This is a genomic window from Clostridium tertium (genome assembly GCF_017873245.1).
Taxonomy (GTDB): Bacteria; Bacillota; Clostridia; order Clostridiales; family Clostridiaceae; genus Clostridium; species Clostridium tertium.
The window spans coordinates 26,944-51,676 of the sequence record NZ_JAGGJY010000001.1; the positions used below are offsets into that span (position 1 = coordinate 26,944).

24 protein-coding genes are annotated in these 24,733 nt (G+C 27.6%); 21 read left to right on the plus strand and 3 right to left on the minus strand.

Annotated elements, in window-relative coordinates:
* Positions 1–10: 10 nt before the first annotated feature.
* From J2Z25_RS00150 to J2Z25_RS00230, 17 genes are all read left to right on the plus strand, one after another.
* Positions 11–703: a Crp/Fnr family transcriptional regulator gene (locus tag J2Z25_RS00150; RefSeq protein ID WP_209737437.1), complete on the plus strand. Its 693-nt coding sequence runs from the start codon at positions 11–13 to the stop codon at positions 701–703.
* A gap of 110 nt (positions 704–813) precedes the next feature.
* Positions 814–1,590, plus strand: a complete 777-nt coding sequence (locus tag J2Z25_RS00155) for a formate/nitrite transporter family protein (RefSeq protein WP_209737439.1) — start codon at positions 814–816, stop codon at positions 1,588–1,590.
* Between the two features lie 12 nt (positions 1,591–1,602).
* Entirely contained in the window at positions 1,603–2,610 is a 1,008-nt protein-coding gene (gene asrA / locus J2Z25_RS00160; RefSeq protein WP_008677864.1) for an anaerobic sulfite reductase subunit AsrA, read from the plus strand.
* Between the two features lies 1 nt (position 2,611).
* Entirely contained in the window at positions 2,612–3,406 is a 795-nt protein-coding gene (gene asrB, locus J2Z25_RS00165; RefSeq protein ID WP_209737441.1) for an anaerobic sulfite reductase subunit AsrB, read from the plus strand.
* A gap of 11 nt (positions 3,407–3,417) precedes the next feature.
* Positions 3,418–4,380, plus strand: coding sequence for a sulfite reductase subunit C (gene asrC / locus J2Z25_RS00170; protein ID WP_209737443.1), 963 nt, complete (start codon positions 3,418–3,420; stop codon positions 4,378–4,380).
* 223 nt (positions 4,381–4,603) lie between these two features.
* A complete protein-coding gene (gene hemA / locus J2Z25_RS00175) occupies positions 4,604–5,809 on the plus strand; it encodes a glutamyl-tRNA reductase (RefSeq protein ID WP_209737445.1) in 1,206 nt (401 codons plus the stop codon).
* Positions 5,767–6,435 (plus strand): NAD(P)-dependent oxidoreductase, encoded by a 669-nt coding sequence (locus J2Z25_RS00180; RefSeq protein ID WP_209737447.1) that lies wholly within the window; start codon positions 5,767–5,769, stop codon positions 6,433–6,435. Before hemA ends, J2Z25_RS00180 begins: the two co-directional genes overlap by 43 nt.
* Before the next feature lie 10 nt (positions 6,436–6,445).
* Entirely contained in the window at positions 6,446–7,318 is an 873-nt protein-coding gene (hemC, locus tag J2Z25_RS00185; protein WP_209737449.1) for a hydroxymethylbilane synthase, read from the plus strand.
* A 5-nt stretch (positions 7,319–7,323) separates the two neighbouring features.
* On the plus strand, positions 7,324–8,811 hold the full coding sequence (cobA, locus tag J2Z25_RS00190) for a uroporphyrinogen-III C-methyltransferase (RefSeq protein WP_209737452.1): 1,488 nt from the start codon (positions 7,324–7,326) through the stop codon (positions 8,809–8,811).
* Position 8,812: 1 nt separating this feature from the next.
* A complete protein-coding gene (gene hemB / locus J2Z25_RS00195; protein WP_142691017.1) occupies positions 8,813–9,781 on the plus strand; it encodes a porphobilinogen synthase in 969 nt (322 codons plus the stop codon).
* A gap of 4 nt (positions 9,782–9,785) precedes the next feature.
* A complete protein-coding gene (hemL, locus tag J2Z25_RS00200) occupies positions 9,786–11,066 on the plus strand; it encodes a glutamate-1-semialdehyde 2,1-aminomutase (protein WP_209737454.1) in 1,281 nt (426 codons plus the stop codon).
* 10 nt (positions 11,067–11,076) lie between these two features.
* Positions 11,077–11,844 carry a sirohydrochlorin cobaltochelatase gene (locus J2Z25_RS00205; protein WP_209737456.1) on the plus strand — a complete coding sequence of 256 codons (768 nt, stop codon included), beginning with the start codon at positions 11,077–11,079 and terminating at the stop codon, positions 11,842–11,844.
* A gap of 132 nt (positions 11,845–11,976) precedes the next feature.
* Entirely contained in the window at positions 11,977–12,762 is a 786-nt protein-coding gene (locus J2Z25_RS00210; RefSeq protein WP_209737458.1) for a formate/nitrite transporter family protein, read from the plus strand.
* Between the two features lie 348 nt (positions 12,763–13,110).
* Positions 13,111–14,160: a helix-turn-helix domain-containing protein gene (locus J2Z25_RS00215; protein ID WP_209737460.1), complete on the plus strand. Its 1,050-nt coding sequence runs from the start codon at positions 13,111–13,113 to the stop codon at positions 14,158–14,160.
* Positions 14,161–14,767: 607 nt separating this feature from the next.
* Positions 14,768–15,463 carry a response regulator transcription factor gene (locus tag J2Z25_RS00220; protein WP_209737462.1) on the plus strand — a complete coding sequence of 232 codons (696 nt, stop codon included), beginning with the start codon at positions 14,768–14,770 and terminating at the stop codon, positions 15,461–15,463.
* A 145-nt stretch (positions 15,464–15,608) separates the two neighbouring features.
* Positions 15,609–16,529 carry a sensor histidine kinase gene (locus tag J2Z25_RS00225; protein WP_209737465.1) on the plus strand — a complete coding sequence of 307 codons (921 nt, stop codon included), beginning with the start codon at positions 15,609–15,611 and terminating at the stop codon, positions 16,527–16,529.
* Positions 16,529–17,959: a sensor histidine kinase gene (locus J2Z25_RS00230; protein ID WP_209737467.1), complete on the plus strand. Its 1,431-nt coding sequence runs from the start codon at positions 16,529–16,531 to the stop codon at positions 17,957–17,959. The genes J2Z25_RS00225 and J2Z25_RS00230 overlap by 1 nt, the downstream gene beginning before the upstream one ends.
* An 88-nt stretch (positions 17,960–18,047) precedes the next feature.
* Here J2Z25_RS00230 and J2Z25_RS00235 read toward each other — a convergent pair whose 3' ends face one another.
* A complete protein-coding gene (locus J2Z25_RS00235) occupies positions 18,048–19,070 on the minus strand; it encodes a branched-chain amino acid aminotransferase (protein ID WP_097032634.1) in 1,023 nt (340 codons plus the stop codon).
* Positions 19,071–19,342: 272 nt separating this feature from the next.
* Here J2Z25_RS00235 and J2Z25_RS00240 point away from each other — a divergent pair, with 272 nt between their 5' ends.
* Positions 19,343–19,720, plus strand: a complete 378-nt coding sequence (locus J2Z25_RS00240; RefSeq protein ID WP_008677890.1) for a RidA family protein — start codon at positions 19,343–19,345, stop codon at positions 19,718–19,720.
* Positions 19,721–20,097: 377 nt separating this feature from the next.
* On the opposite strand, the gene J2Z25_RS00245 is transcribed toward J2Z25_RS00240, so the two are convergent.
* Both J2Z25_RS00245 and J2Z25_RS00250 read right to left on the minus strand, forming a co-directional pair.
* Entirely contained in the window at positions 20,098–20,835 is a 738-nt protein-coding gene (locus tag J2Z25_RS00245; protein WP_209737469.1) for a TIGR03915 family putative DNA repair protein, read from the minus strand.
* Between the two features lie 13 nt (positions 20,836–20,848).
* Positions 20,849–22,198 (minus strand): putative DNA modification/repair radical SAM protein, encoded by a 1,350-nt coding sequence (locus J2Z25_RS00250; protein WP_209737471.1) that lies wholly within the window; start codon positions 22,196–22,198, stop codon positions 20,849–20,851.
* 215 nt (positions 22,199–22,413) lie between these two features.
* Here J2Z25_RS00250 and J2Z25_RS00255 point away from each other — a divergent pair, with 215 nt between their 5' ends.
* From J2Z25_RS00255 to J2Z25_RS00265, 3 genes are all read left to right on the plus strand, one after another.
* Positions 22,414–22,662, plus strand: a complete 249-nt coding sequence (locus J2Z25_RS00255) for a CPF_0552 family protein (protein WP_209737473.1) — start codon at positions 22,414–22,416, stop codon at positions 22,660–22,662.
* A 192-nt stretch (positions 22,663–22,854) separates the two neighbouring features.
* Positions 22,855–23,907, plus strand: coding sequence for an ABC transporter substrate-binding protein (locus tag J2Z25_RS00260; RefSeq protein WP_209737475.1), 1,053 nt, complete (start codon positions 22,855–22,857; stop codon positions 23,905–23,907).
* A gap of 168 nt (positions 23,908–24,075) precedes the next feature.
* Positions 24,076–24,633: a DUF3867 domain-containing protein gene (locus J2Z25_RS00265; RefSeq protein ID WP_209737478.1), complete on the plus strand. Its 558-nt coding sequence runs from the start codon at positions 24,076–24,078 to the stop codon at positions 24,631–24,633.
* Positions 24,634–24,733 lie beyond the last annotated feature (100 nt).

Genomic DNA, 24,733 nt, shown 5'->3' on the forward strand with positions numbered 1-24,733 from the left:
GTGCGTATATATGAAAGAGTTAGTAAAATGTCAATTAGGAAGAATGGAGTTATTTAATAGTTTGGATCAGGCTACAATAAATGCACTATCTGAATTAGGAGAAAGTAAGTGTTATTTAAAAGGTAGCCATATATTTAGAGACAAGGATGAAATTAATAAAGTTTATATAGTATATAGCGGAAAGGTTGCACTTTATAAATTAAATGAATCGGCTCAAAAAAAGATAATATTTATATTAGGTAATGAATCTATACTTAATGCAGTAGTTTTAGATGATTTGCCAGCCTCTATAAACTGTGAAGTATTTGAAAAAGCAGAAGTTCTATCTTTTGATAGAATGAAGTTTCAAGAAATTATGATGAATGATTTTGAATTGACTAAAATAGTAATCTCATCATTAAGTATAAAAGTAAGAAGATTATATAGGCAGTTAAAGAATTCCACTCCTATAAAGGTTGAAAAAAGGGTAGCAGCAAAGTTATGGAAGTTATCTAAGGATTACGGAATAGAAGTTGAAGATGGAACAGTGATAGATATGAACATAAGTATAACTTATTTAGCAGATATGTTTGGAGCACCACGAGAAACTATATCTAGAGCTTTAAAGATACTTCAAGAAAATGATTTGATAATATATGAAAAGAAAAAAATAAAAATAAAAGATAAAGATAAATTAGCTAAATTTTTCAAGGGAATATCATAATAAAATAAAAATAAAAACTGTGATGAAAGTCACAGTTTTTATTTTTATTAGCATTTATAATTTAAGCATAAAGATTGTGATAATAATAACAATTGCGAGAGGAGAAAAAGATGTTCAATGAAGAGTTTAATAAAGTTGCATCTGCTGCTAAAGCAAAGGTTGAACTTTTAAAAACTAATAAGCTAGGGTATTTTATTAGTTCAATGCTAGCAGGTATCTACGTTGGATTAGGTATTATGTTAATTTTTACAATCGGAGGGTTACTTAGTTCGGCTAATTCACCTGCAACAAAAATTGTTATGGGATTATCATTTGGAGTTGCCTTAAGTCTAGTAATTTTTGCAGGGTCTGAATTATTTACAGGAAATAATTTTGTGATGGCTGTTGGATCATTAAATAAGACGGTTTCTTGGCTAGATACTATTAAAGTTTGGATAGTAAGTTTTATTGGAAACTTAACAGGTTCAATACTTGCAGGAACGTTGTTTTTTATGGCTGGATTAGCTAATGGTCCAGTTGGAGAGTTCATAGCAAAGACTAGTGCTACTAAAATGTCTTTACCAGTAAGTGATTTATTTTTTAGAGGAATATTATGTAATATGTTAGTTTGTTTGGCTGTATGGTGTAGCTTTAAATGTAAAGAAGAAACATCGAAGCTGATAATGATATTCTGGTGTTTATTTGTTTTTATAACAGCAGGGTTTGAGCATAGTGTTGCAAATATGACTTTATTAACAATAGGATTACTTTCACCAGCTGGTGCTGCTGTAAGTATAGGTGGATATGCGTATAATATTATAATGGTAACATTAGGTAATATGGTTGGAGGAATTGTATTTATGGCAATACCTTATTACATAATATCTAGAAAGAAAAAAGTAAACTAAGAGGTGTTTAAGATGGGATATAAGCTTAAAGTAGAAGAGTTTAATAAGGGATTAAAAGAACTATCAAAAAAATATAAGATATATGCACCAAAGGTTTTTGAAGGAAAGGGAACTTTTTCAGATACTGATATTGTTAGATATGGTGAGATATCAAAGATTGAAGAAATAGAATTTGATAAAAAATCACAATTTTCATATAAGGAAGTTTTACTTCCAATAACACAAACAGTATTTTTCTTTACAGAAGATGAAATAAAAGAACCAAATGTTGATGAAAAATCTATATTAATTTTTCTAAGAAGTTGTGATATGCATTCATTAAGAAGAATAGATGATATTTATTTAAGAAATAAATTTGAAGATCCATATTATAAAAAGTTAAGAGAAAAAGCTAAGTTTGTTTTAATGGGATGTGAAAAAAGCTTTGAAAACTGCTTCTGTGTGAGTATGGAAACAAATAAAACTGATGAATATAATGCATATGTTAAACAATCTGGTAAAGAAGTATATTTAGATATAAAAGATGAAGAATTAGAAGGTGTATTTAATAAATTAAATAATGAATCAATAAATGTAACTCCAGATTTTGTTGAAAGTAATGATATTAAAGTTAACATACCAAACAATTTAGAATTAAAAGTTATGAATTCAAAGGTATGGGATGAGTATTCAGAAAGATGTATAGCTTGTGGTAGATGTAATTTTGTCTGTCCGACTTGTACATGCTTCACAATGCAAGATATATTCTACAAAGATAATGGAAAAGCAGGAGAAAGAAGAAGAGTTTGGGCTTCATGCCAAGTTGATGGATATACAGATATGGCTGGAGGACATAGTTTTAGAAAAGAAAAAGGACAAAGAATGAGATTTAAAGTTCTTCATAAGGTTTATGATTACAAAAAGAGATGGGGATATCATATGTGTGTAGGTTGTGGAAGATGTGATGATGCATGTCCAGAATATATTTCATTCTCAAATTGTGTTAATAAATTAGAAAAGGCTATGGAAGAGGTGAAGTAATATGAGTACAAACGAATATATACCATTTATGTCAGAAATATTAGAAGTTATTAAGCATACAGAAATAGAATATACTTTTAGAATGGCTTTTAAGGGAGATGTAAAACCAGGACAATTCTTTGAAGTATCACTTCCAAAGTATGGGGAAGCTCCTATATCAGTAAGTGGAATAGGTGAAAATTATGTTGATTTAACTATAAGAAGAGTAGGTAAGGTAACAGATGAAATATTTAATAATTATGTTGGAGACAAGCTGTTTTTAAGAGGTCCATATGGAAATGGATTTGATATTAACAACTATAAAGGCAAAGAAGTAGTTGTTGTTGCTGGAGGAACAGGATTATCACCAGTTAAGGGAATTGTAGATTACTTCTCAGAAAATAAAAATGATACAAAAGGATTCACTCTTATTTCAGGATTTAAATCCCCAGAAGATATTCTGTTTAAGGAAGATATAAAGGCTTGGGAAAAGAATATGAATCTTATAATAACAGTAGATGGAGCAAAAGAAGGTTACGAAGGAAAAGTTGGACTTGTAACAAAATATGTTCCAGAGCTTGATATAAAAGATAAGGAAAATGTACAAGTAGTTGTTGTTGGACCACCTATGATGATGAAATTTACTGTATTAGAGTTTTTAAAGCTTGGCATTAAGGAAGAAAATATATGGATTTCTCAAGAAAGAAAGATGTGTTGCGGAATCGGAAAATGCGGACACTGTAGAATAGACGATACATATATTTGCTTAGATGGACCTGTATTTAATTATTCAAAAGGAAAAGATTTAATAGATTAGGAGGAGACACTATGGATATCAATACTAAAAAGCTGAAAAAAAATGCCTTTAGAGTTACAAAAAGAAGAGGAATAACAGCTTCAAGAATAAGAGTTCCAGGTGGATTCTTAAAGGCTGAATACCTAGGATTAATCCAAGAAATTGCAGATAAATATGGTGATGGAACAGTCCATTTAACAACAAGACAAGGATTTGAAATTCCAGGTATAGATATGAATGACATAGAAGAAGTTAACATTCTCCTTCAACCTATAATAGAAGGATTAGAAATAAATCAAGAAATCCCAGGAAAGGGATATACAGCAGCGGGAACAAGAAACGTATCAGCATGTATAGGTAATAAAGTCTGTCCATATGCAAACTATAATACTACAAACTTTGCAAAGAAGATAGAAAAAGCTATATTCCCTAATGATTTACATTTTAAAATAGCATTAACAGGTTGTCCTAATGACTGTATCAAAGCTAGAATGCACGATTTTGGAATAATAGGAATGACAGAGCCACAATTTGATAGAGATAAGTGTATATCATGTGGTGCATGTGTTAGAGCCTGTAAGAAAAAATCAACAGCTGCATTACACCCTGAAAACTATAGACCAGTAAGAGATCATAGTAAGTGTATAGGTTGTGGAGAGTGTGTTATAAATTGTCCAACAGGAGCATGGACAAGAAGTAAAGAGAAATATTATAGATTAGCTATAATGGGTAGAACAGGAAAGAAGAATCCAAGATTAGCTGAAGATTTTATAGTATGGGTGGATGAAGAAAGTATTATAAAAATAATATTAAATACTTATAAATATGTTGAACAATATATTGATAAAGATGCTCCAGGTGGAAAAGAGCATATTGGATATATTGTAGATAGAACAGGATTTATGGAATTCAAGAAATGGGCTCTTGAAGGAGTAGAACTTTCAGATAAAGCTATACTTAAAGATAATATCTATTGGAGTGGAATAAAATATTAATATAGGTAAATACTTATAAATGAAATTAATATAATCTATTAGACAAAGTATTAGCTAAATATGTAAAATTAATATAATGAAAAATTTAAGACCGCTATGTTATAGCGGTCTTAAATTCAATTTAAATATTAAGTATATGGAATGTGCAAAAAAATTGTAATAAGAGTATAATAGGGTTATTATAAAAATAAATGAAGTAATAAGATGGTTTAGGAGCAAAATTATGATTCAGCTTTTAGGGATTAAAAAGAATACTGAAGTAGAAATAAGAGAAAAATTAGCTTTATCTCAAAAAAAAAGAGAAGCATATTCAAAAGAGTTACTAAAATATTTTGATGAAGTTGTTATTCTTAGTACTTGTAATAGAACAGAAATTTATTTTAATGGTTCTTTAAAAGGCGAAGAAGGATTAAAAAAGATTTTTGAAGTACTAAATTGGGATATTAATTTAAGAGAATACTGTTTTTATTTAAATGAAAAAGAAACTGTAAGACACTTGATGGAAGTTGTTTGTGGATTTCATTCAAAAATATTAGGGGAAGATCAAATACTCGGACAAATCAAAGATGCATATCATTTAGCAGATGAATTAGGATCAGTTAAACATGAATTACAAAGGTTATTTCAAGAAGCAATAACTTGTGGGAAGAAGTTTAGAACAGAAGGAAAATTATACGAAATTCCAGTTTCTTCAGCATCAATTGCAATTAGTGAAGCAATAAAAAATGATTCCAAGAGGATTATGGTTATAGGATATGGAGAAGTAGGAAAACTAGTTGTTAAATATGCTCTTTCTAATGATATAAAGGAATTAAATATTGTAGTTAGAAAAGTTGAAAGTGTCAAAGATATTGAAGATAAAAGAGTTAATATAATGAATTACGAAGATGGGAGAAACATAATAAATGATATGGACTGTGTAGTTTCTTGTACGTCTGCTCCACACTTAATCATAGAAAAAAAGCATATAAAAGAAAATGGAAATAAAATTATAATATTTGATTTAGCATTGCCAAGAGATATTGATGAAAAAGTTAAGGAATATATAAGGGTAAATCTTTATGATATTGATGATATAAGTTCAATTGATGATGATAACAAAAAGCTCAGAAAAGAAAGAATGCTAAAGTTTAAAGATATTATAAATGCATATATAGAAGAATACTTTAATTGGAAGGATATAAGAAATATAGCGCCTGTTATACAAGATATGAAAAAAAATAGTTCTAAAGTTATAAAAGAGAGGCAAACTACATTAAAGAATAAATGTAATGATAAAAAAGATATAGAAATTGCTCAAAAACTTATAAAGAGCACATCAGATTATTATGTTAATAGAGCAATAGAAGTTTTAAAGGAAGAACAACTAAAGGGGCAAGGAGAAGAATGTATAAAGATACTAGAAAAGATATTCCTGAAGAATGTTTAGAGTACACTTATCTTTCTGTAATGTCTAAAAAATTAAGAATTGGGATAGTTGGCGGAGGAAAGGTTGGTTATATAAAAGGCAAAAATTTTATATATAAAGGCTGTAATGTTGATGTTTTATCTTTAGATTTTGTTGAGGAGTTTTCAAAGTTAAAAGATATTAACTTAATTAAGGGAGAATATTATAAGGATTTTATTAAAGATAAGCATTTAATAATAATAGCAACAGATGACTATAATAAAAATTTAGAAATAAAAAAAGATTGTGAAGATGAGTATAAAATATACATATTTGCTTCTGAACATCTAAAGGGAATGGCAGTAGCACCAGTACAAAGAAATCTAAACAATATAAGTTTTTCAATAAATACAAAGCATGGAAATCCTAAGGGATCACTTATGATAGCAGATAAAGTAGCGGAGCTATTAAAAAATTATGATGATTTTATTGGTTATTCATCTTTTATTAGGAAGCAGGCAAAATCTTTAAAAGAAAACAAGGGTGATATAATAAAGTTTGTATGTAGTGAGGATTTTAAATACATATATGAAAAGGGAAAAGATAAATTAGTAATAGATATGTTTTTTGGAAAAGAAGTATCAAATAAAATATATAAAAATTTATAGGAGATATTTTATGGAATTAATCATTGCAACTAGAAAAAGTAAGTTAGCACAAGTGCAAGCTGATAAAGTAATTGAACTTATTAAAGAAAAAAATAATATAAATGCTAAAAAATTATTAGTGATTACAGAAGGTGATAGAAGGCTAGATGTAACATTAGATAAAATAGGTGGAAAAGGATTATTTGTTAAAGAAATAGAATATGCACTTTTAAATAAAGAAGCACATGCAGCAGTACATAGTATGAAAGATGTGCCTTTTGAATTATCAGAAGATTTTGAGTTAGTGGCTATACCTGAAAGAGATGATATTAGAGATGTATTTGTATCAAGCAATGGTATTCATTTTCAGGATTTAAAAGAAGGTGCTATTATTGGAACAAGTAGCATAAGAAGAGCTGCGATGTTAAAAGAAATAAGACGTGATTTAAATGTTGTCCCAATAAGAGGGAATGTCCAAACAAGATTAGATAAGATGAAAAAAGAAAATATGGATGGGATAATTTTAGCAGCAGCAGGAATAAAAAGATTGGGATTGGAAGATATAATAACAGATTATTTTGATCCTAAAGAATTTTTACCTGCAATAGGGCAAGGTGCTTTAGGTATAGAAGCATTAAAAAATGGTGAATACAACAATTATTTAAAGAAGTTAGATAACAAGGAAGTTAGAATAGCGGTAGAAGCTGAAAGAAGTTTTATGAAAAAGTTAAATGGAGGATGTCATAGTGTAATAGGTGTTTACTCTGAGATAAAAAATGATGATTTATATATGATAGGTACTTTTGATGTAGGTGGAAAAATAATTAAAAAGGATATCCTAGGCAAGAAGAGTGAAAATATAGAGCTTGGATTTAAATTAGCACAAAAGATTTTGGAAGGATAGTGAAAATGAGTAAGGTTTATATAATTGGTACTGGACCAGGAGATGAAGAATTATTAACATTAAAGGCAGTAGAGGTTTTAAAAGATTGTACTGCTGTTTTATATGATAGATTAGTTTCAAATAATATACTTAACTATTTAAAAGAAGATTGTGAAGTTTATTATTGTGGTAAAGAACCTGGGTGTCATTATAAAACACAAGATGAAATAAATGAAACATTAGTAAAACTTGCTAAAGAAGGTCATACTGTAGGAAGAATAAAAGGGGGAGATCCTTATGTTTTTGGAAGAGGCGGAGAAGAAGTACTTTCTTTAGTTGAAGGAGGTATAGAATTTGAAGTGGTTCCAGGAGTGACCTCACCAATATCAGTATTGAATTATGCAGGTATTCCTATAACACAAAGAGAAATGGCACAAAGCTTTCATATAATTACAGGGATGACGGCAGGTACGTTAAATATAAATTGGGAAGCAATATCTAAAGAAAAAGGTACCTTAGTTTTTATGATGGGCTTGAATAATTTAGGTATCATAATCGAAAAGCTAATAAATAATGGTAGAGATGTAAATACTAAAGTAGCAGTAATAATGAGGGGAACATCTTCAAAACAAAAGAAAGTAGTTGGAACTTTAATAGATATTGAAGAAAAAGTAATAAAAGCTAAATTAAAGTCTCCTTGTATAATTGTTATGGGAGATGTTGTGGAACTAAATAATAAGCTAAATTGGTATGAAAAGAAGCCTCTTTTTGGACTTAATATATGTGTAACAAGATCACGAGAGCAAGCATCGAAATTAAAGAAAAAGCTTAGAAATTTAGGAGCAGAAGTAACAGAGATAAATTCTATAAAAATACAAGAAACTAAAGAAAACCTAAATTATGTTAAAGATAAATTAAGTAATTATGATCATATAATAATAACTTCAGTAAATGGTGTTAATATGTTTTTTGACTATATTATAGAAAATAAAATAGATATAAGAAGTCTTAAGGCTAAATTCTCGGTAGTCGGTAAAGCAACTAGAAAAGCTTTGGAAGCAAGAGGAATTCAAGCATTTATAATGGGAAGGGAATTTGTTGGAGAAGGCTTATTTAAGGCTTTAGAGCCACATTTAGTTAAAGGGGAAAATGTATTAATACCTTGTTCTTCTAGCAGTAGAGAATATTTAAAAGAAGAAGTTGAAAAACTAGGTTTATATGTTGATAGAGTACATACATATGATACAGTTTGTGGTGATATAAGAAATAAAAGAGTATTTGAAGAAGTTGATTTTATATTATACACTAGTCCTAGTACAGTAAATAATATGATAAATATGTTTAGTATAGAAGAAATTAAAAGTAAGTTTAATATTGCAATAGGCCCTCAAACATATAAGGCTTTAAAATCAAACACCATAGAAGGACATATGTGTAAAAAACATTCTGAAGATGGATTTATAGATGAAATAATGGAAATATATAGTAAATATCGAGAAAGTAAAGGTGAATAAAATGATCAACAGGGGAAGAAGATTAAGAGCAAATGCAGCAATAAGGGATTTAGTAAGAGAAAATACATTAAGTACAAATGATTTAATTTTCCCTATTTTTGTTGTTGAAGGAGAAAATAAAAAAGAAGAAATTTCATCAATGAAGGGTAACTATCATTGGTCAATAGATAGACTGCCTGAAATAATAGGTGAAGTTGAAAGGCTTAACATAAAAGGTGTAATTATATTTGGATTGCCAAATGAAAAAGATGAATGTGGATCAGAAAGTTTTAATGACAATGGAATAGTACAACAAGCTGTAAGAAAAGTAAGAGAACTTTCAAAAAAATTATATGTAATTACAGATGTATGTATGTGTCAATATACTAGTCATGGACATTGTGGAATATTAAATGGAAGTGAAGTAGATAATGATAAAACATTAGAGATATTAGGCAAGATAGCTTTATCACATGCAAAGGCTGGAGCTCATATGGTTGCACCATCAGATATGATGGATGGAAGAATTGCTTTTATGAGAAATGTGTTAGATGAAAATGGATATGAAAATGTAGCAATAATGAGTTATGCTGCTAAGTATTCATCATTTTTCTATGGTCCATTTAGAGAAGCAGCTCATTCTGCACCGCAATTTGGAGATAGAAAAACTTATCAAATGGATCCTGCGAATTCAGATGAAGCAATAAGAGAAATAGAGTGGGACATAAACGAAGGTGCAGATATAATTATAGTTAAGCCGGCTATGTCATACTTAGATATAATAAGAAGAGCAAAGGATAAAATAAATGTACCAATTTGTGCTTATAATGTTAGTGGAGAATTTGCAATGGTAAAATCTGCAGCTGAAGCAGGACTTATCAATGAAAAAGGAGTAGTTTTAGAAATGCTTCTTTCAATGAAAAGAGCAGGTTCAGATATGATAATAACTTATTATGCATTAGAAGCTGCAAAATGGTTAAAGGAGGATTAGTTTTATGAGAAATCAAGTTATTTTTCATGAGTCCAAAAAGTATATGCCAGGCGGAGTTAATTCTCCAGTTAGATCATATAGAAATACTGGAATGGAGCCTCCAATTATAAAAAGTGGAAAAGGTGCAATAATAGTAGATGAAGAAGGTAAGGAATATATAGATTTTGTTTTAGCATGGGGGCCTATGATATTAGGTCATTCTGATAAAGATGTTGTAAAAGCCATAAAAGAAACTTCAGAAAGTGCAATAGCATTTGGAGCTCCAACTGAATTAGAGCTAATAATGTCTAAATTCTTATGCAAAAACTTAGAAAACATTGATATGATAAGAATGGTTAATTCAGGTACTGAAGCTACTATGAGTGCAGTAAAATTAGCAAGAGGATATACTAAAAAGAATAAGATAATAAAGTTTGCCGGGTGTTATCATGGACATTTTGATGGATTTTTAATTGAAGCTGGATCAGGAGTATTAACAAATGGAATTCCAGGGTCACTAGGAGTACCTAATGATAGTATAAAAAATACGCTTATAGCAGTATATAATGATAAAGAAAGTATAAAATCTTTATTTGATAAATATGGGGATGATATTGCAGGAGTTATTATAGAACCAGTAGCAGGAAATATGGGGGTAATAAAAGCAGAAGAAGATTTTATGAATCTTTTAAGAGAGCTTTGTGATAAATATGGAGCACTATTGATATTTGATGAAGTTATGAGTGGATTTAGAGTATCTTTTGAGGGGGCTCAAAAGTTATTTGCTGCAAAACCTGATTTAGTAACATATGCTAAAATAATGGGAGGGGGACTTCCTTGTGGAGCATATGGAGGCAAAAAAGAAATAATGGAATGCTTATCCCCAGTTGGTGAAGTTTATCAAGCTGGAACTATGTCAGGAAATCCTATTGTCATGGCAGCTGGAATTGCAACTTTAAATAAGTTGAAAAAACATAAAGAAGAATATTATGAAAAAATAAATCATCTAGGATCAATTTTAGAAGAAGGTTTATTAGAAATTGCAAAAGAAAAAGGTATACCAATGACAATTAATAGATATGGTGGAATGCTTACTATATTCTTCACAGATTTGAAAGAAGTTAAAAAATATGATGATGTGAAAACATGCAATGAATCTATGTTTAAAAAGTATTTTAAACATATGATATTAAATGGAATTAATATACCACCATCACAATATGAAGCTTTATTTTTAAGTGTTGCTCACACAGAAGAGCATATAAATAAATTTTTAGATGTTTTTAGAGAATTTAACATAGAATAGAGAGGTGCATATGTCAAAAGCAATTATTGTTGTTTCCTTTGGAACAGCTAACTTAGAAGGATTAGAAATGTTGGAAGCATTTGAAGAAGAAATAAGAGAAAGTGTAAATGGGAAATATCATGTTTGTAAGGCTTTTACTTCAAGCGTATTATCAAATATATTATTTAATAAATATGGTAAGATAGTTCCAAGGTTAGAAGAAGTACTATTTAACTTAAGTAATGATAGATATAAAGAAGTATATATTCAACCTTTACACGTGATTGAAGGCAGTGAATATTCCAATATAGAAAAAACAATTAAAGAATATAATTACTCTTTTTCTAAGATTACCTTAGGAAATGTTCTTATGAGCAATAAAGATGGAAATTTAAAAGAATCATGTAATTTAATAGTCAATACAATGGAAGATAATTTAATGAAAATAGATAATATAGTATTAGTAGGACATGGCTCTAAAACAATAAATACAGATGCATATAACATATTAAAAGACGTTTTTATAGAACATGGATATAAAAATGTATATATAGGAACCTTAGAAGGTGAAATAAGAAGAGAAGATGTTATTACCGAATTATTAAAAGATAATATAAAAAACATAACATTAGCTCCAGTACTTATGCTACCTGGAAATCATATAAAAAAGGACATTTTTGGAGAATGCAATTCATGGAAAGCCTCAATAAAAGAACACAATATAAATGTTACTAGTAGTAAGAAAGCATTATTAGAATACAAAGAAATAAGAGAATATTACATAAATAACATAAAATAAAACTAAATATAAATAATGAAAAACAAAGTTTCCGTTGCAAAACTTTGTTTTTCATTGTACAATATGCTAGTAAAAAATGCAATGTATTATGTTAGTACTTGTTAAAAAAATAACAATATTGTGGGGTGTATCATGTACAGTAAAGAAATTCATAATTTAGCCCATTCAGCAGAGGTTAAAAGCACGTTACTAAGAAAAAGCAAGGGGAGATACTTAGTAAGTTCAATGCTTGGAAGTTTATTTGTTAGCTTAGGAATTATGCTTATTTATACTATTGGTGGAATTATGCACCATAATGGTATAGAAACTTATAAAATTCTAATGGGAGCATCTTTTGGTGTAGCACTAAGTTTAGTATTAATGGCAGGTGGAGATTTATTTACAAGTAATGCTATGATAATGACTATGGGTGCATTAGAAAAAACAGTAACTTGGGTTGATGCTATAAAAATTTGGTTTGCAAGTTGGATTGGAAACATCTTAGGTGGGATTCTTGGTGCAATATTATTTGTACAAGCTGGTTTAACTAGTGGAAAAAGTGAATACATTGGAGAGTTTATTGTAAATAATGCTTATGGTAAAATAAATACTCCAGCAGGACAACTTATATTAAAAGGTATTTTATGTAACATACTAGTTTGTTTAGCTGTTTGGATGTGCTATAAGTTAAAAGAAGAAACAGCTAAAATATTAATGATATTCTGGTGTTTATTTACATTTATAACAGCAGGATTTGAACATAGTGTAGCTAATATGGGATTTTTAGCTATGGGATACTTAATTGATCCATCAACAATAACTTTAGGTGGGTATACATATAACATTATTTTAGTATCACTAGGAAACTTTATAGGAGGAGCATTGTTTTTAGCATTGCCATACTACTATATTACAAGTGGAAGTAAGGAAGAAAAATAATAGTTTAAACTAGAATTTGTAATTAGCCTTCTAAGTTCAATATTATTATAAAAAGAAATCATAAATATTTATAAATGAATTGAATAGTAAGATGTAAAGGATGGATAAATATCCATCCTTATTTTAATTGTGTCAAGCATGTATAACAACTTGGCGTAAGATATTAGCTAAAAGCTTAATGATGAGATTAGTAATTTATAATTAAGAAATATCACTAACAAATTAACTAACAGTTAATTTACTTACTAATAAATTAACAATGACTCAATTGTAGTAATATGTCTTACTTGATAAAATAATAGTAACAAAAGCTTTTGATTTACTATTTATAAAGGAGCACAGGCTAATATGAAGATAAATGAAATTATAAAAGAGAGAAGAATAGATCAAGGATTGACGCAGGAGCAAGTTGCTGAAGCGCTTGGGATATCAACGCCTGCAGTTAATAAGTGGGAGAAGGGGATTAGCTATCCTGATATTACTATATTGCCAGCTTTAGCAAGGCTTTTAAGAGTAGATTTAAATACTTTGCTTTCCTTTAAAGAAGACGTAACTGATATTGAAATAGGACGTTTTATAAATGAATTAGTTGAGATAATCAGAAGTAGTGGATTTGATATAGGTTTTGAGAAAGCGATGGATAAGATTCATGAGTATCCCAATAATGATAAATTAATTTTAAATATAGCAACTGTCCTTGAGGGGAGTTTATTTATGTTTGCAATTGAAAGTATAGATGCCTATGAGAAGGAGATTGAAAATTTATATGTAAAAACTTCAAATAGTAATGATACAGAGGTAGCTAATCAAGCAACTTCTATGTTAATTAACAAATACTTAGGAAGGGAAGAGTATGATAAGGCTCAAGCTTGCATTGATAAACTTCCTAATATTACTTATGATAAAAATCAGCTTCAAGGTAATCTTTATATTAAATCAGGGGAGTATGGAAAAGCAGCTGAACTTTTTGAACAAAAATTAATTTCCAAGACAACTGATATCTTTATGATATTAATATCTATGATGGAAATTGCCTTGAAAGAAAATCATAATGAGGATGCTAAATATTTTGCTGAGATTATAGAAAAGACAACAAGTTTATACGATCTTTGGGATTACAATTCTTATTCTGCATATTTTCAGTTATATTCAGTTCAAAAAGATGAAGTTAATTTAATTTCTACTTTAAGGAAAATGATAACTGAAATGAAAACTCCGTGGGATATATCAAAATCTAGATTATATAAACATATTAAACCTAAAGAATCTAAAGGTGAAAGTAATGAGGTTTTCATTTCAACATTTTTAAATGCGCTTAAAAATGATAAGGATAATGATCTAGAATTTTTAAAAGACAATAAGGAATTCCTAGAGATTATAGATAAGTATAGTAAGTAATGTAATTAGCAATGGTTCTATATGAGATATCTATACTATTAATTTTCTTTAGAGCATGTGTATTTTTTTTGATAGAAAGATTTTTAATGCTTCTGTGATAGTATGAGTATTTAGTATATTACATTTTTTGTTTGTAATAAGCTAAATTAATTTATAATCTTCTATGTTTTTTATACAAAAAACTAGGAAGTCAAAAATATAAGAATTAGATTAAGTGAAAGGCGTACTAGTTATTATCGGTTACGCTTTTCTTTTTATGCGCTTAGAATGGAGAACAACTTGGCTCTAAAGGTAAGTTGAGGCTATGTGTAAATATAAACACTTAAGTTGGCGTGGGTAATAAACAGAAAAATAGCTCTTAGAAATAAAATCAGAGAACTAAAACTATTTGATTATTGGAGATATAGATAAATTCTAAATCTTTATATTTAAATTGTTAGAAATTTTTTAGAAATACGATAGGATAATTTTATATTTATCTATTATTATAAAAGGTGATAGTAAATGTTATAATTTACCTATGGATAAAATTAGATAAACTTAAATTTGTGCAATCTTTACATTTAATTATATAAAACTATTTTGTATATAAGAAAGGAAAGACTTTATGGGAAAATATAATGTTTTAGTTGTAGATGATGAAAAAGAAATAACTGATGCAATAGAAATATATTTAAAAAATGAAGATATAAATGTTATTAAAGCTTATGATGGATTAGAAGCACTCAATATAATTAATAATAAAGAGATTCATCTTGTAATTATGGATTTAATGATGCCTAAAATGGATGGAATGAGAGCAACTATGAATATAAGAGAAGATAAAAATATACCTATAATAATTTTATCCGCTAAATCACAAGATACTGATAAAATATTAGGGTTAAATATAGGAGCAGATGATTATATAACAAAGCCTTTTAACCCATTAGAACTTATTGCAAGAGTTAAGTCTCAACTTAGAAGATATGTTGATTTGGGTAATTATGTAAAAGAAGAAAGTAATGATATTTTAACTTATGGAATAGTAAAGTTAGACAAGATTAGAAAATATCTTGAGGTAGATGGCAAAGAAATAAAAATAACTAAAACCGAATATAAAATATTAGACCTTCTTTTAAGCAATCCAGGCAGAGTTTTTTCTTCAGCAGAAATATATGAAAGAGTTTGGGAGGAGCCATGCTTTAGTACAGATACAGTAATGGTACATATTAGAAGAATAAGAGAAAAGATAGAAATAGATCCTAAAAAGCCAAGATATTTAAAGGTTATATGGGGAGTTGGATATAAGTTTGAGAAGTAGAGAATTTATATTGAAAAATAAAAGAATACTCAAGTATTTAGCTATTTTAATAATAAGTATCTGTATAATTTTTATTGTTTATATAGTGCCTAATTATAAAACTTTAGTATTAACAATTTTATTATTAATACTATTAAATACATTAATGTTAAGCAAGCTAATTAGTAATAACTTCAAAATAGTTACAATTTGGAGAGAAATAGAAGATTGGTTAAATAAATTTGATAAAGAAAATATTTCTAGGGATTTTAATAATAAAAAAGTTTTTGATATGAAAAAATTAGGTGGATATTTTAAAAATGGCTATTTAGATTTGATATTAAAGATAAATAAAATAAGCAAGAATTTAAAAAAATCAGCAAGTAATATTAAAAAAAATGAAAAAGTAAATATAGATCTTTTAGATAATCTAACAAAAAAATTGAACAAGCCAATAGATGATATATTAGATAATATTAATAAGTTAAAAAATGATGTAGATAATAATGAGATAGTAGACTTATTAAAGAATAAGTCAAATAATCTAAATAAGTTAATAGAAGAATTATTTGAGGCTTCAAAAACAGCAACTGGAGATATGGTGGTAGAAGTTAATGAAATAGAGCTAATTGAATTTTTAAAACAAGCTATAATTGAATTTGAAGATAAAATAATTAATAGTTCACTAACATTCAGAAAAAACTTTCCTAGAGAAAGCATATATATTTCTTGCAGTGGTGAAAAGTTATGGAGAGTTTTTGATATATTATTTGAAAATGCTATAAAGCATTCTCTAGAAAATAGTAGAGTATATATAGATGTAAATTGTAAGGATAATAAGGTTCATATATGTATAAAGAATACTTCTAAAAAAGAGTTGAATATAGAACCAAAAGATTTGATTTATATAATAAATAGTAATAAAGAAGAAGATGTATCAGGATTAGGAATAGAAATTGCTAAAAACTTAGTGTTAATACAAAATGGTGATTTTAATATAGATATAGATGGTGATTTATTCAAAGTAGAAATGGTTTTTAATATTGATTCAATTCAAAAAGCACCTTTAGAAAAGGAGGTGACTTAATGATGTTTGATAAAAATTTCTGTAATAAGGATTATAAAATTAGATGGATTAGTGAAGAAGAGAATATAAAATTAAAAGATATAAACGAGAGGGTATTTATAGAAACATTTATTGGCAAGATATTAGTTTTTATAAATTATTTTGTTGTAAGAAAACTGGTTAATACTACAGGTGAAGAATTTTTACCTAATTACAATACAGAAGGGCCAAAGTATATTGTTCTATTAACATGGATAGTTTTTTCTGTAATAGTTTCAATATCATTATTACAAATAGTACTGAAAAGCAAGATATATAAAAGCCAAGGGGTTGAAGGATATGAAAGAAGTTTTTATAGAGGAAAACTTTTTAATAAATTTATCAAAATAACAATATCAATTATATTTTATATAACTTTATATCAGATAATATTTCAGTTAACTATGAAGGAAATTAATATAAAATCAACAATATTATGGTGGATAATAATATTGAATATTTTAGTATTATGTTATCTTGGAATAAGCATATTAAAAAATAATTTAATAGTAGAAAATTTAAATTCAATTTTGGACGAAACTATAAAAGGTTTAGAAAGTGGAAGCTTTGATAAGGTATATGATATATTAAATGAAAATCAAGAGAATTACGTGTTATTTAATGGTATGGATTTAAATATACTTAATAGGGCTATAAAGGAGCTTATTTCTATCTCAAAATGTATTGAAAATAATGAAGCAACATCTAATGTTGAAAAGGTTGAATTAATAACTAATGTATCTCATGATTTGAGAACACCTTTAACTTCTATAATAAATTATGTTGATTTTTTAAGTAGAGGAAAGTTAACTGAAGATAATAAAAAGGAGTATATAGATATATTAGCAAGAAAAGCAAAAAGAATTAAAGTTTTAATTTGTGATCTTAAAGAGTCTATAATTGCTAATTCCAATAATATATCTTTAGATATTAGAGAAGTTGATCTTAGAGACGTACTAGATCATGTACTATTTGAATTAGAAGATAAAATAAGAGAATTTAATCTTAAATTTAATATAAATGTATTTTTAAATGGTAAAGAAGTAAAATCGGATAAATATACAAAAATTATTGTCTGTGCAGATTATGATAAGACACTTAGGATATATCAAAATATCATATCTAATATAATTAAATATTCAGTAGAGGGATCTGAAGTTTTTATAGTGTTTGAATATTATTATAATAAAGTTGATAAGATTAGCAATACAACATTTATCAATGAGTCTACTGAGAAAATAAAACTTAATGAAAAAGAGCTTCTTGAAAGATTTAAAAGGGGAGATACATCGAGAACAGCTGAAGGATCAGGGCTAGGATTAGATATAGCAAAAAGTTTAACGGAAGCTCAAAATGGAAAATTTAAAATAGAAATAAGAGGTAATAAATTTATTGTGAATGTATTGATTTAAAGAGTTTTAATAAATCTTGGAAAAGTATTATGTATAGTAAAAAAATAAGATTTAAGTGGATGTCTTAGATACCCACTTAAATCTTATTTTAAACTTCAAATACCCAACCTTCAGGTCCTTCAACATCTCCAAATTGAATTCCACAAAGAATTCTATAAAGCTCTTTTGTAACAGGACCAACTTCAGTTTCACTATGGAATACATGAAGTTTATCTTTATATTCTATTCCGCCGATTGGAGTTATAACAGCAGCAGTACCACAAGCACCAGCTTCTTTAAACTCATCAATATTGTCAATATAAACATCTCTTTCAAATACAGGCATTTTTAAATACTCTTTAGCTATATCCATAAGAGAATATTTAGTTATGCTAGGAAGAATTGATGGTGACTTTGGAGTAATAAATTCATTATTTTTTGTTATTCCAAAGAAATTAGCAGCACCAACCTCTTCAATTTTGCTGTGAGTTGCAGGGTCTAAATAAATACAATCTGCAAATCCTCTATCAGCAGCTATTTTATGTGGATGTAATGAAGCAGCATAGTTTCCACCAACTTTTTGTCCACCAGTTCCATAAGGAGCAGCTCTATCATAATCAGCTATCATAAAGTTGCATGGTGTCAATCCTTCTTTAAAGTAAGGTCCTACAGGTACTGCAAATACGCAGAAAATATATTCAGGAGCAGGCTTAACCCCTATATTATCTCCAACGCCAATCATAAATGGTCTTAAATATAATGTAGCACCAGTACCATATGGTGGAACATAATGCTCATTAGCTCTAACTACTTGCTTACAAGCATCTATGAACTTTTCAACAGGTATTTCAGGCATAAGTAATTTAGCTGTACTCTCATTCATTCTATGTGCATTTCTATCTACTCTAAATAATTGAATCTTTCCATCTTTTCTTCTGTAAGCTTTTAAGCCTTCAAAGCACTGTTGACCGTAATGAAGAGCTGTAGAAGCTTCACTTATGTTTAACATATTATCTTCTGTTAATTTACCTTCGTCCCATTTTCCATCTTTCCAAACTGATACATATCTATAATCAGTTTTAATATAGTTAAAGCCAAGATTGCTCCAATCGATATTAACATCTTTACTCATATTTATTACCTCCTTCATGGTTTCTATATTATTCTAATTGTACCATTACTTAATAAATTAATAAATGTTTAATATACAATAAAAGTTTATTTAAATGATTACATATTGAAATTTTAGGAAAAAAAAGGTATATTTAGATTGAAGGATATCTAAAACTTTATGGAGATGCTGAAATTTGTTTTAGATATCCTGTATGAGTTTGATAAGCTCATATTTAGTATTAGTTTTAAAAAAAATTATATGCAAAATAGTAAGAAAGGACGTGTAGTAAAATGCAAAAAGAAATTATTTCAACTAGTAAGGCACCTTCAGCTATTGGCCCATACTCACAAGGTATTAAAATAGGGGAGATGGTATTTACATCAGGACAAATTCCAGTTAATCCAGCAACAGGTGAGGTTGTAACAGAAATAAAAGCTGCAACTAGACAATCTTTAGAAAATGTAAAGGCTGTTTTAGAGGAAGCTGGAAGTAGTTTAGAAAAAGTAGTTAAGGTAGTAGTTTTCATAAAAGATATGAATGACTTTGGACAAGTAAATGAAGTTTATGGAGAGTATTTTAATGAAAATCCTCCTGCAAGAAGTTGTGTTGAAGTAGCAAGACTACCAAAAGATTGCGTAATAGAAATAGAAGCAGTAGCAACTGTATAATAAATTGTAAACATAAAGGCTACAATAACTAGATATGTTCCGTAAGCTAGATAGCTGTGCAAAGAAGTACTAGGCTCGGAAAAACTACTATGCCAAGAGTTTTTGTTAACTCACTGAGTTCAAACAATTAAGCAATACTAAGGCGTAGCAGTTTTTCTACGCCAAGTACCTCTAATTACTAGCTATATGCTTATTCCACCATCTATTTATATTCGCCAACTTATATTTATCATTTATAATAATGCTAAAAGTGAAAAAGTAAAAAATTAGGAAAAAGTCCTTAAGGTATTTTGGGACATAAGGTGCTTTGAACTAATTTAAATTTAATTTTACAGAGAAAAACATCCTTTACTTTTCACTTTTTCACTATTAACTCTTCATTCTACTTCGGTAATGTTGTTCCAATAGCGTTTTGGCATCATTCTTTTTTGTAATTTGGGATTAATTCGTTCGTTTATTGTGGTAGATTTAAAGTAGCCTTTCCAAAGATCTTGGAAATTATCATTGTAGTTTTTAAGATTGTTATAAATTTCTATATCCATTTCTTTTATTTCCCAACAAGTTTTATTATAAACTGAAGCAATATTTCTTTTTATGTCATGTATTATCCAATATTCATTACTAAAGCGTTCTTGAAAATGTGGAGAAATAATTTCTAAAATGTTATTATCAGGTTCAATAGAAGAATATAAAAAATTATCGTTTACAGAAATAAAACACACAAATCCAGTAAATCTATGACCTTCTAAAGATACACGTCTATCAATCAAATCTAGTTCTCGTACTGGATCTAAATGTAAATATTTATGAACATCACTTCCAAGTTTAAATGCAATTTTCAAGTATTTAAAGCATAAAAGACCCTTGTTTTTGTAATTAGATAAATATAATTTATAAATTTTATTTAATGCTAAAGGATCAATTTTAGAGACAATAGCGTTTTTGACTTTAGAATATTTATTTAAATCTGCATTTATGTATTCAGCTTCCGAAAAGAGATCAATTTCTAATTCGTCTTTTGTAGAGATTGATGCAATTTGGTTTTTATAATAAAAACTATAATAAATTGCAGTTAAGAATCCTTCAAAGGAATCTTCATATATTATTTTTAACAAAAAATCACCACCTTTAGAATTCTCCAGTTATAGAAGTTACTTTATCTGTAGGCATAATTATTTTCTTTGGTTCGGGTAACAAAATTCCATTTGATGTTTTAGGATAAATATTATCAAAGAAATTAAGTTGCTCTGAATTTTCATTTTCTAATTTTGGTCTATTCATATAAAGTAACCTTGTTCTTATTTTTTCTTCATCAAAAGAAACATCTCCATAGTACTTACCTTTGCAAGTGATAAAATACTTTGCTCTTTTTAGCACTATGCCAAGCTTTTTTAAATCTTCAAATGTTAAGGAGTGAACTTTTCTTGTAATTAATATCCTTCTTGCAGAACGAACTCCTATTCCAGGGATTCTAAGAAGAGTGTCATAGGAAGCTTTATTTATTTCTATAGGAAAATTCTCTATATTAGATAATGCCCAAGAAGTCTTAGGATCAAAATTTAAATCAAAGCTATCATGTTCATCTTTTAAAAGTTCTTTAGCCTTAAAGCCATAAAATCGTAATAACCAATCTGCTTGATACAATCTATGTTCTCTAACTAATGGAGGATGGATAATATCAGGAAGTGATTTATCATTTTTTATTACTGGAACATAAGCAGAATAATAAACTCTTTTTAAGTTAAAACGATTATATAAATTTTCAGATAAGTTTAATATTTTATAATCACTTTCAGGAGTTGCACCAACTATAAGTTGAGTACTTTGACCACCTGGAACAAAAAGTGGTGTTGATTTTATATTTTTCTTTAAATCTTTATTTTCTAGTATAGAATTTTTTATAGTACTCATAGGAGCTAATATATTTTCTTTGCTTTTTTGAGGAGCAAGTAACTTTAAACTTGATGCGGATGGAAGTTCTATATTAACACTCATTCTATCTACATATTTTCCAGCTTCTTTTATTAAGGCTTCATCAGCACCAGGAATAGCTTTTAAATGAATATATCCATTAAACTTTTCTTCAATTCTTAATTTTTTTACAACATTTAATAATAATTCCATTATGTAATTTGGAGTTTTAAATATTGCTGAACTTAAAAATAATCCCTCAATATAATTTCTCTTATAAAAGTTAATTGTAAGGGATACAATTTCATCAGGAGTAAAGATAGCTCTAGGAACGTCCTTTGTAGATGCATTTACACAATACTTACAATTATATATACAGTAATTAGTTAAAAGTATTTTTAAAAGAGAAATACATCTTCCATCAGCAGTAAAGCTATGGCAAATTCCACTATTTTCAGCATTGCCTATACCATTATTTAAATTTTTTCTTTTTGAACCAGAAGAAGAGCAAGATACATCGTATTTTGCAGCTGCGGAAAGAATATTAAGTTTTTCATCTATATTCATAAATATCACCCTTCTTAAAAGTATTTAAAAATATTATACCGAACAAATGTTCTTATTTCAATATATAATGAAAATTTATTTAAATACCAAAAGTAATTATATTTTTAAGTTAAATGTTAAAGCCCTATAACAACATATATAATTTAATGGTTTATGAATAAGTAAAGGTAAAATGGGATAATATAGAAAATGATAAAGTTAACGGAGGGATAAATATGTTTACTATTATGGCAATAAAAATAGAACCTAGAGTATCTATTGCACCAACAGTTCAAGAAATATTAACAAAGTATGGATGTATAATTCAAACTAGATTAGGATTACATGAGGCAAGTAAAATTTCTTGTGCAAACTCAGGTCTTATAATATTAAATTTAATTCATGATGAAAAAGAAGAAATAAATAAATTAAAAGGAGAATTAAATGAATTACATGGAGTAACGGCAAAATTAATTGAAATATAGTTCTCCCTAAAAGTATTAGCTGCACCTTAGTAGTTAATACTTTTTTGTTAAAATATAAAAATAAGAGTATTAATATGATTGTAATATAATATACATTACTACTTGGATATTTTTAACTTGCAATTACTAAAATTACATTTATAATTATTATTGCAAAATAGTAATTATTTAAAATGAAAGGAAGAAATATAAATGAGAAAATATATAAAAATTTCTGCATTAATATGCAGTATGATTTTTGTTTTTGCTTTATTTGCAGGATGTCAAAAAAGTAATAGAAAAACTATAAATGTATTAAATTATGGAGAAAATATAGCAGAAGGTATAATAGAAGAATTTGAAGAAAAATATAACGTAAAAGTTAATTATAAGACTTTTGATGATATGGAAACAATGTATATAGAAGTAGCTTCAGGAAAAACAAACTGGGATGCTGTTTTAGTAGCAGATTACATGGCTGATAGAATGATACAAGAAGGATTACTTCAAAAAATTGATAAAGAAAATATTCAAAACTTAAAGGAAATGAATGAAAGTGATATGGGACAACCTTATGATCTTAATAATGATTATACAGTGCCATATATGAATGGAACAATTGGAATAATATATAATAAAGATTTAGTTAGTGAAAAAGTAGATAGCTGGGACATAATGTGGAATGAAAAATATAAAAAACAAATATTTGTTTTAGATGCTCAAAGAGATGCTATAGGAATGGCTCTTAAAAAGCTTGGTTATTCATTAAACACAACAAATGAGAAAGAACTTGAGGAAGCTAAAAAATTATTAATAGAACAAAAGCCGTTAGTATTAAAATATGGTGCTGATGAAGTTAAAGATTTAATGACTTCAGGAGAAGCTTCAATTGCAATGATATGGTCAGGAGAAGGTTTAACTTTAGCTGATGAAAATGAAAATTTAGAATATGTAATTCCAAAAGAAGGAGCAAATTACTGGCTAGATTCATGGGCAATTCCGGCAAATGCAAATGATAAGGAAACTGCCGAAAAATTTATAAACTTTGTAAGTGGCAAAGATAACGCATATAAAATAGCTGAAGAAATAGGATATACTACTCCAAATAAATTAGCTATGGAAGAACAGCCAGAAGAAGTTAAAAATAATGAAGGTGCATATATGCCTAAAGAAATTATGGAAAAGTGCGAAGTTTATAAATATTTACCACAAGAAAAGTTAAGACTATATGAAGATGTTTGGAGTGCAGTTAAAGCTGCAAAGTAATTAGATTTTTGTATTCTACAAATTAAATTTAATTATAGCAATAAAAATGTAAAATTAAAAAAGTGTTCTTAAAAAAATATTAATATTGTATTAAGTCAATGGAATAAAGTTTATAGTAATAGTATAATATTAGTAACATCCATTAAAGTTATAGGAGTTGAGTATATTATGGATAAAATTATAGATTTTAATGAGCTAAAAAATAAAGTGAATGATAAAGATATAGATAAATTTGAATCATATATATATTCATTATATTATGATATGTCTTCTGGAAAATTAAATATGTCAGACTTCACAAAAAATATGATGGAGTATATGGAAGAAAATAATATATCACAAGATAAGTTTCTAAAAATGCAAACTAAGTTAATGGAGAGATATGGATTTGATGCTTCAGCTATAGAAGAACAAATAAAGTCACTAGGACTTAACAATATGATTCCAGGTTCAGGAGATATTGAAAAAGTAAGAAAAACAATGAGTTTTCAAGAAAAATATAAGGATAGGATTAAAGTAACAACTGTTAATAATTATTTTATAAAAAATGATAAAAATAATGTAGGAATATTAACAGAAGGAGAAAATGTTATTTTAAAAAGTTCAGGTAAAATTGATCTAAATGATTTAGAATTAAATGATTTTTTATGCTCTTATAAAAAGGTTATTGATGATAATACATTAAAAATTTCTATTTGCGAAGACGTAAAAGAGTATGAATACTAAAATTGTTAAAAAAAATCTATTTATTTTGTAGAATTATAGTTTATAATAAATAAGGTGTGATTATGATCATACCTTATTTTTGTGCAATATATTAATTGAA

Coding starts and splice junctions, on each gene's coding strand:
- hemA (WP_209737445.1), top strand. CDS start 4,604: ATGATTCAGCTTTTAGGGATTAAAAAGAATACTGAAGTAGAAATAAGA.
- J2Z25_RS00250 (WP_209737471.1), bottom strand. CDS start 22,198: ATGAATATAGATGAAAAACTTAATATTCTTTCCGCAGCTGCAAAATAC.
- hemB (WP_142691017.1), top strand. CDS start 8,813: ATGATCAACAGGGGAAGAAGATTAAGAGCAAATGCAGCAATAAGGGAT.
- J2Z25_RS00235 (WP_097032634.1), bottom strand. CDS start 19,070: ATGAGTAAAGATGTTAATATCGATTGGAGCAATCTTGGCTTTAACTAT.
- J2Z25_RS00155 (WP_209737439.1), top strand. CDS start 814: ATGTTCAATGAAGAGTTTAATAAAGTTGCATCTGCTGCTAAAGCAAAG.
- J2Z25_RS00255 (WP_209737473.1), top strand. CDS start 22,414: ATGTTTACTATTATGGCAATAAAAATAGAACCTAGAGTATCTATTGCA.
- J2Z25_RS00220 (WP_209737462.1), top strand. CDS start 14,768: ATGGGAAAATATAATGTTTTAGTTGTAGATGATGAAAAAGAAATAACT.
- cobA (WP_209737452.1), top strand. CDS start 7,324: ATGAGTAAGGTTTATATAATTGGTACTGGACCAGGAGATGAAGAATTA.
- asrB (WP_209737441.1), top strand. CDS start 2,612: ATGAGTACAAACGAATATATACCATTTATGTCAGAAATATTAGAAGTT.
- J2Z25_RS00240 (WP_008677890.1), top strand. CDS start 19,343: ATGCAAAAAGAAATTATTTCAACTAGTAAGGCACCTTCAGCTATTGGC.
- J2Z25_RS00150 (WP_209737437.1), top strand. CDS start 11: ATGAAAGAGTTAGTAAAATGTCAATTAGGAAGAATGGAGTTATTTAAT.
- J2Z25_RS00230 (WP_209737467.1), top strand. CDS start 16,529: ATGATGTTTGATAAAAATTTCTGTAATAAGGATTATAAAATTAGATGG.
- J2Z25_RS00215 (WP_209737460.1), top strand. CDS start 13,111: ATGAAGATAAATGAAATTATAAAAGAGAGAAGAATAGATCAAGGATTG.
- J2Z25_RS00260 (WP_209737475.1), top strand. CDS start 22,855: ATGAGAAAATATATAAAAATTTCTGCATTAATATGCAGTATGATTTTT.
- J2Z25_RS00265 (WP_209737478.1), top strand. CDS start 24,076: ATGGATAAAATTATAGATTTTAATGAGCTAAAAAATAAAGTGAATGAT.
- J2Z25_RS00210 (WP_209737458.1), top strand. CDS start 11,977: ATGTACAGTAAAGAAATTCATAATTTAGCCCATTCAGCAGAGGTTAAA.
- hemL (WP_209737454.1), top strand. CDS start 9,786: ATGAGAAATCAAGTTATTTTTCATGAGTCCAAAAAGTATATGCCAGGC.
- hemC (WP_209737449.1), top strand. CDS start 6,446: ATGGAATTAATCATTGCAACTAGAAAAAGTAAGTTAGCACAAGTGCAA.
- asrC (WP_209737443.1), top strand. CDS start 3,418: ATGGATATCAATACTAAAAAGCTGAAAAAAAATGCCTTTAGAGTTACA.
- J2Z25_RS00225 (WP_209737465.1), top strand. CDS start 15,609: ATGTTAAGCAAGCTAATTAGTAATAACTTCAAAATAGTTACAATTTGG.
- J2Z25_RS00205 (WP_209737456.1), top strand. CDS start 11,077: ATGTCAAAAGCAATTATTGTTGTTTCCTTTGGAACAGCTAACTTAGAA.
- asrA (WP_008677864.1), top strand. CDS start 1,603: ATGGGATATAAGCTTAAAGTAGAAGAGTTTAATAAGGGATTAAAAGAA.
- J2Z25_RS00180 (WP_209737447.1), top strand. CDS start 5,767: ATGTATAAAGATACTAGAAAAGATATTCCTGAAGAATGTTTAGAGTAC.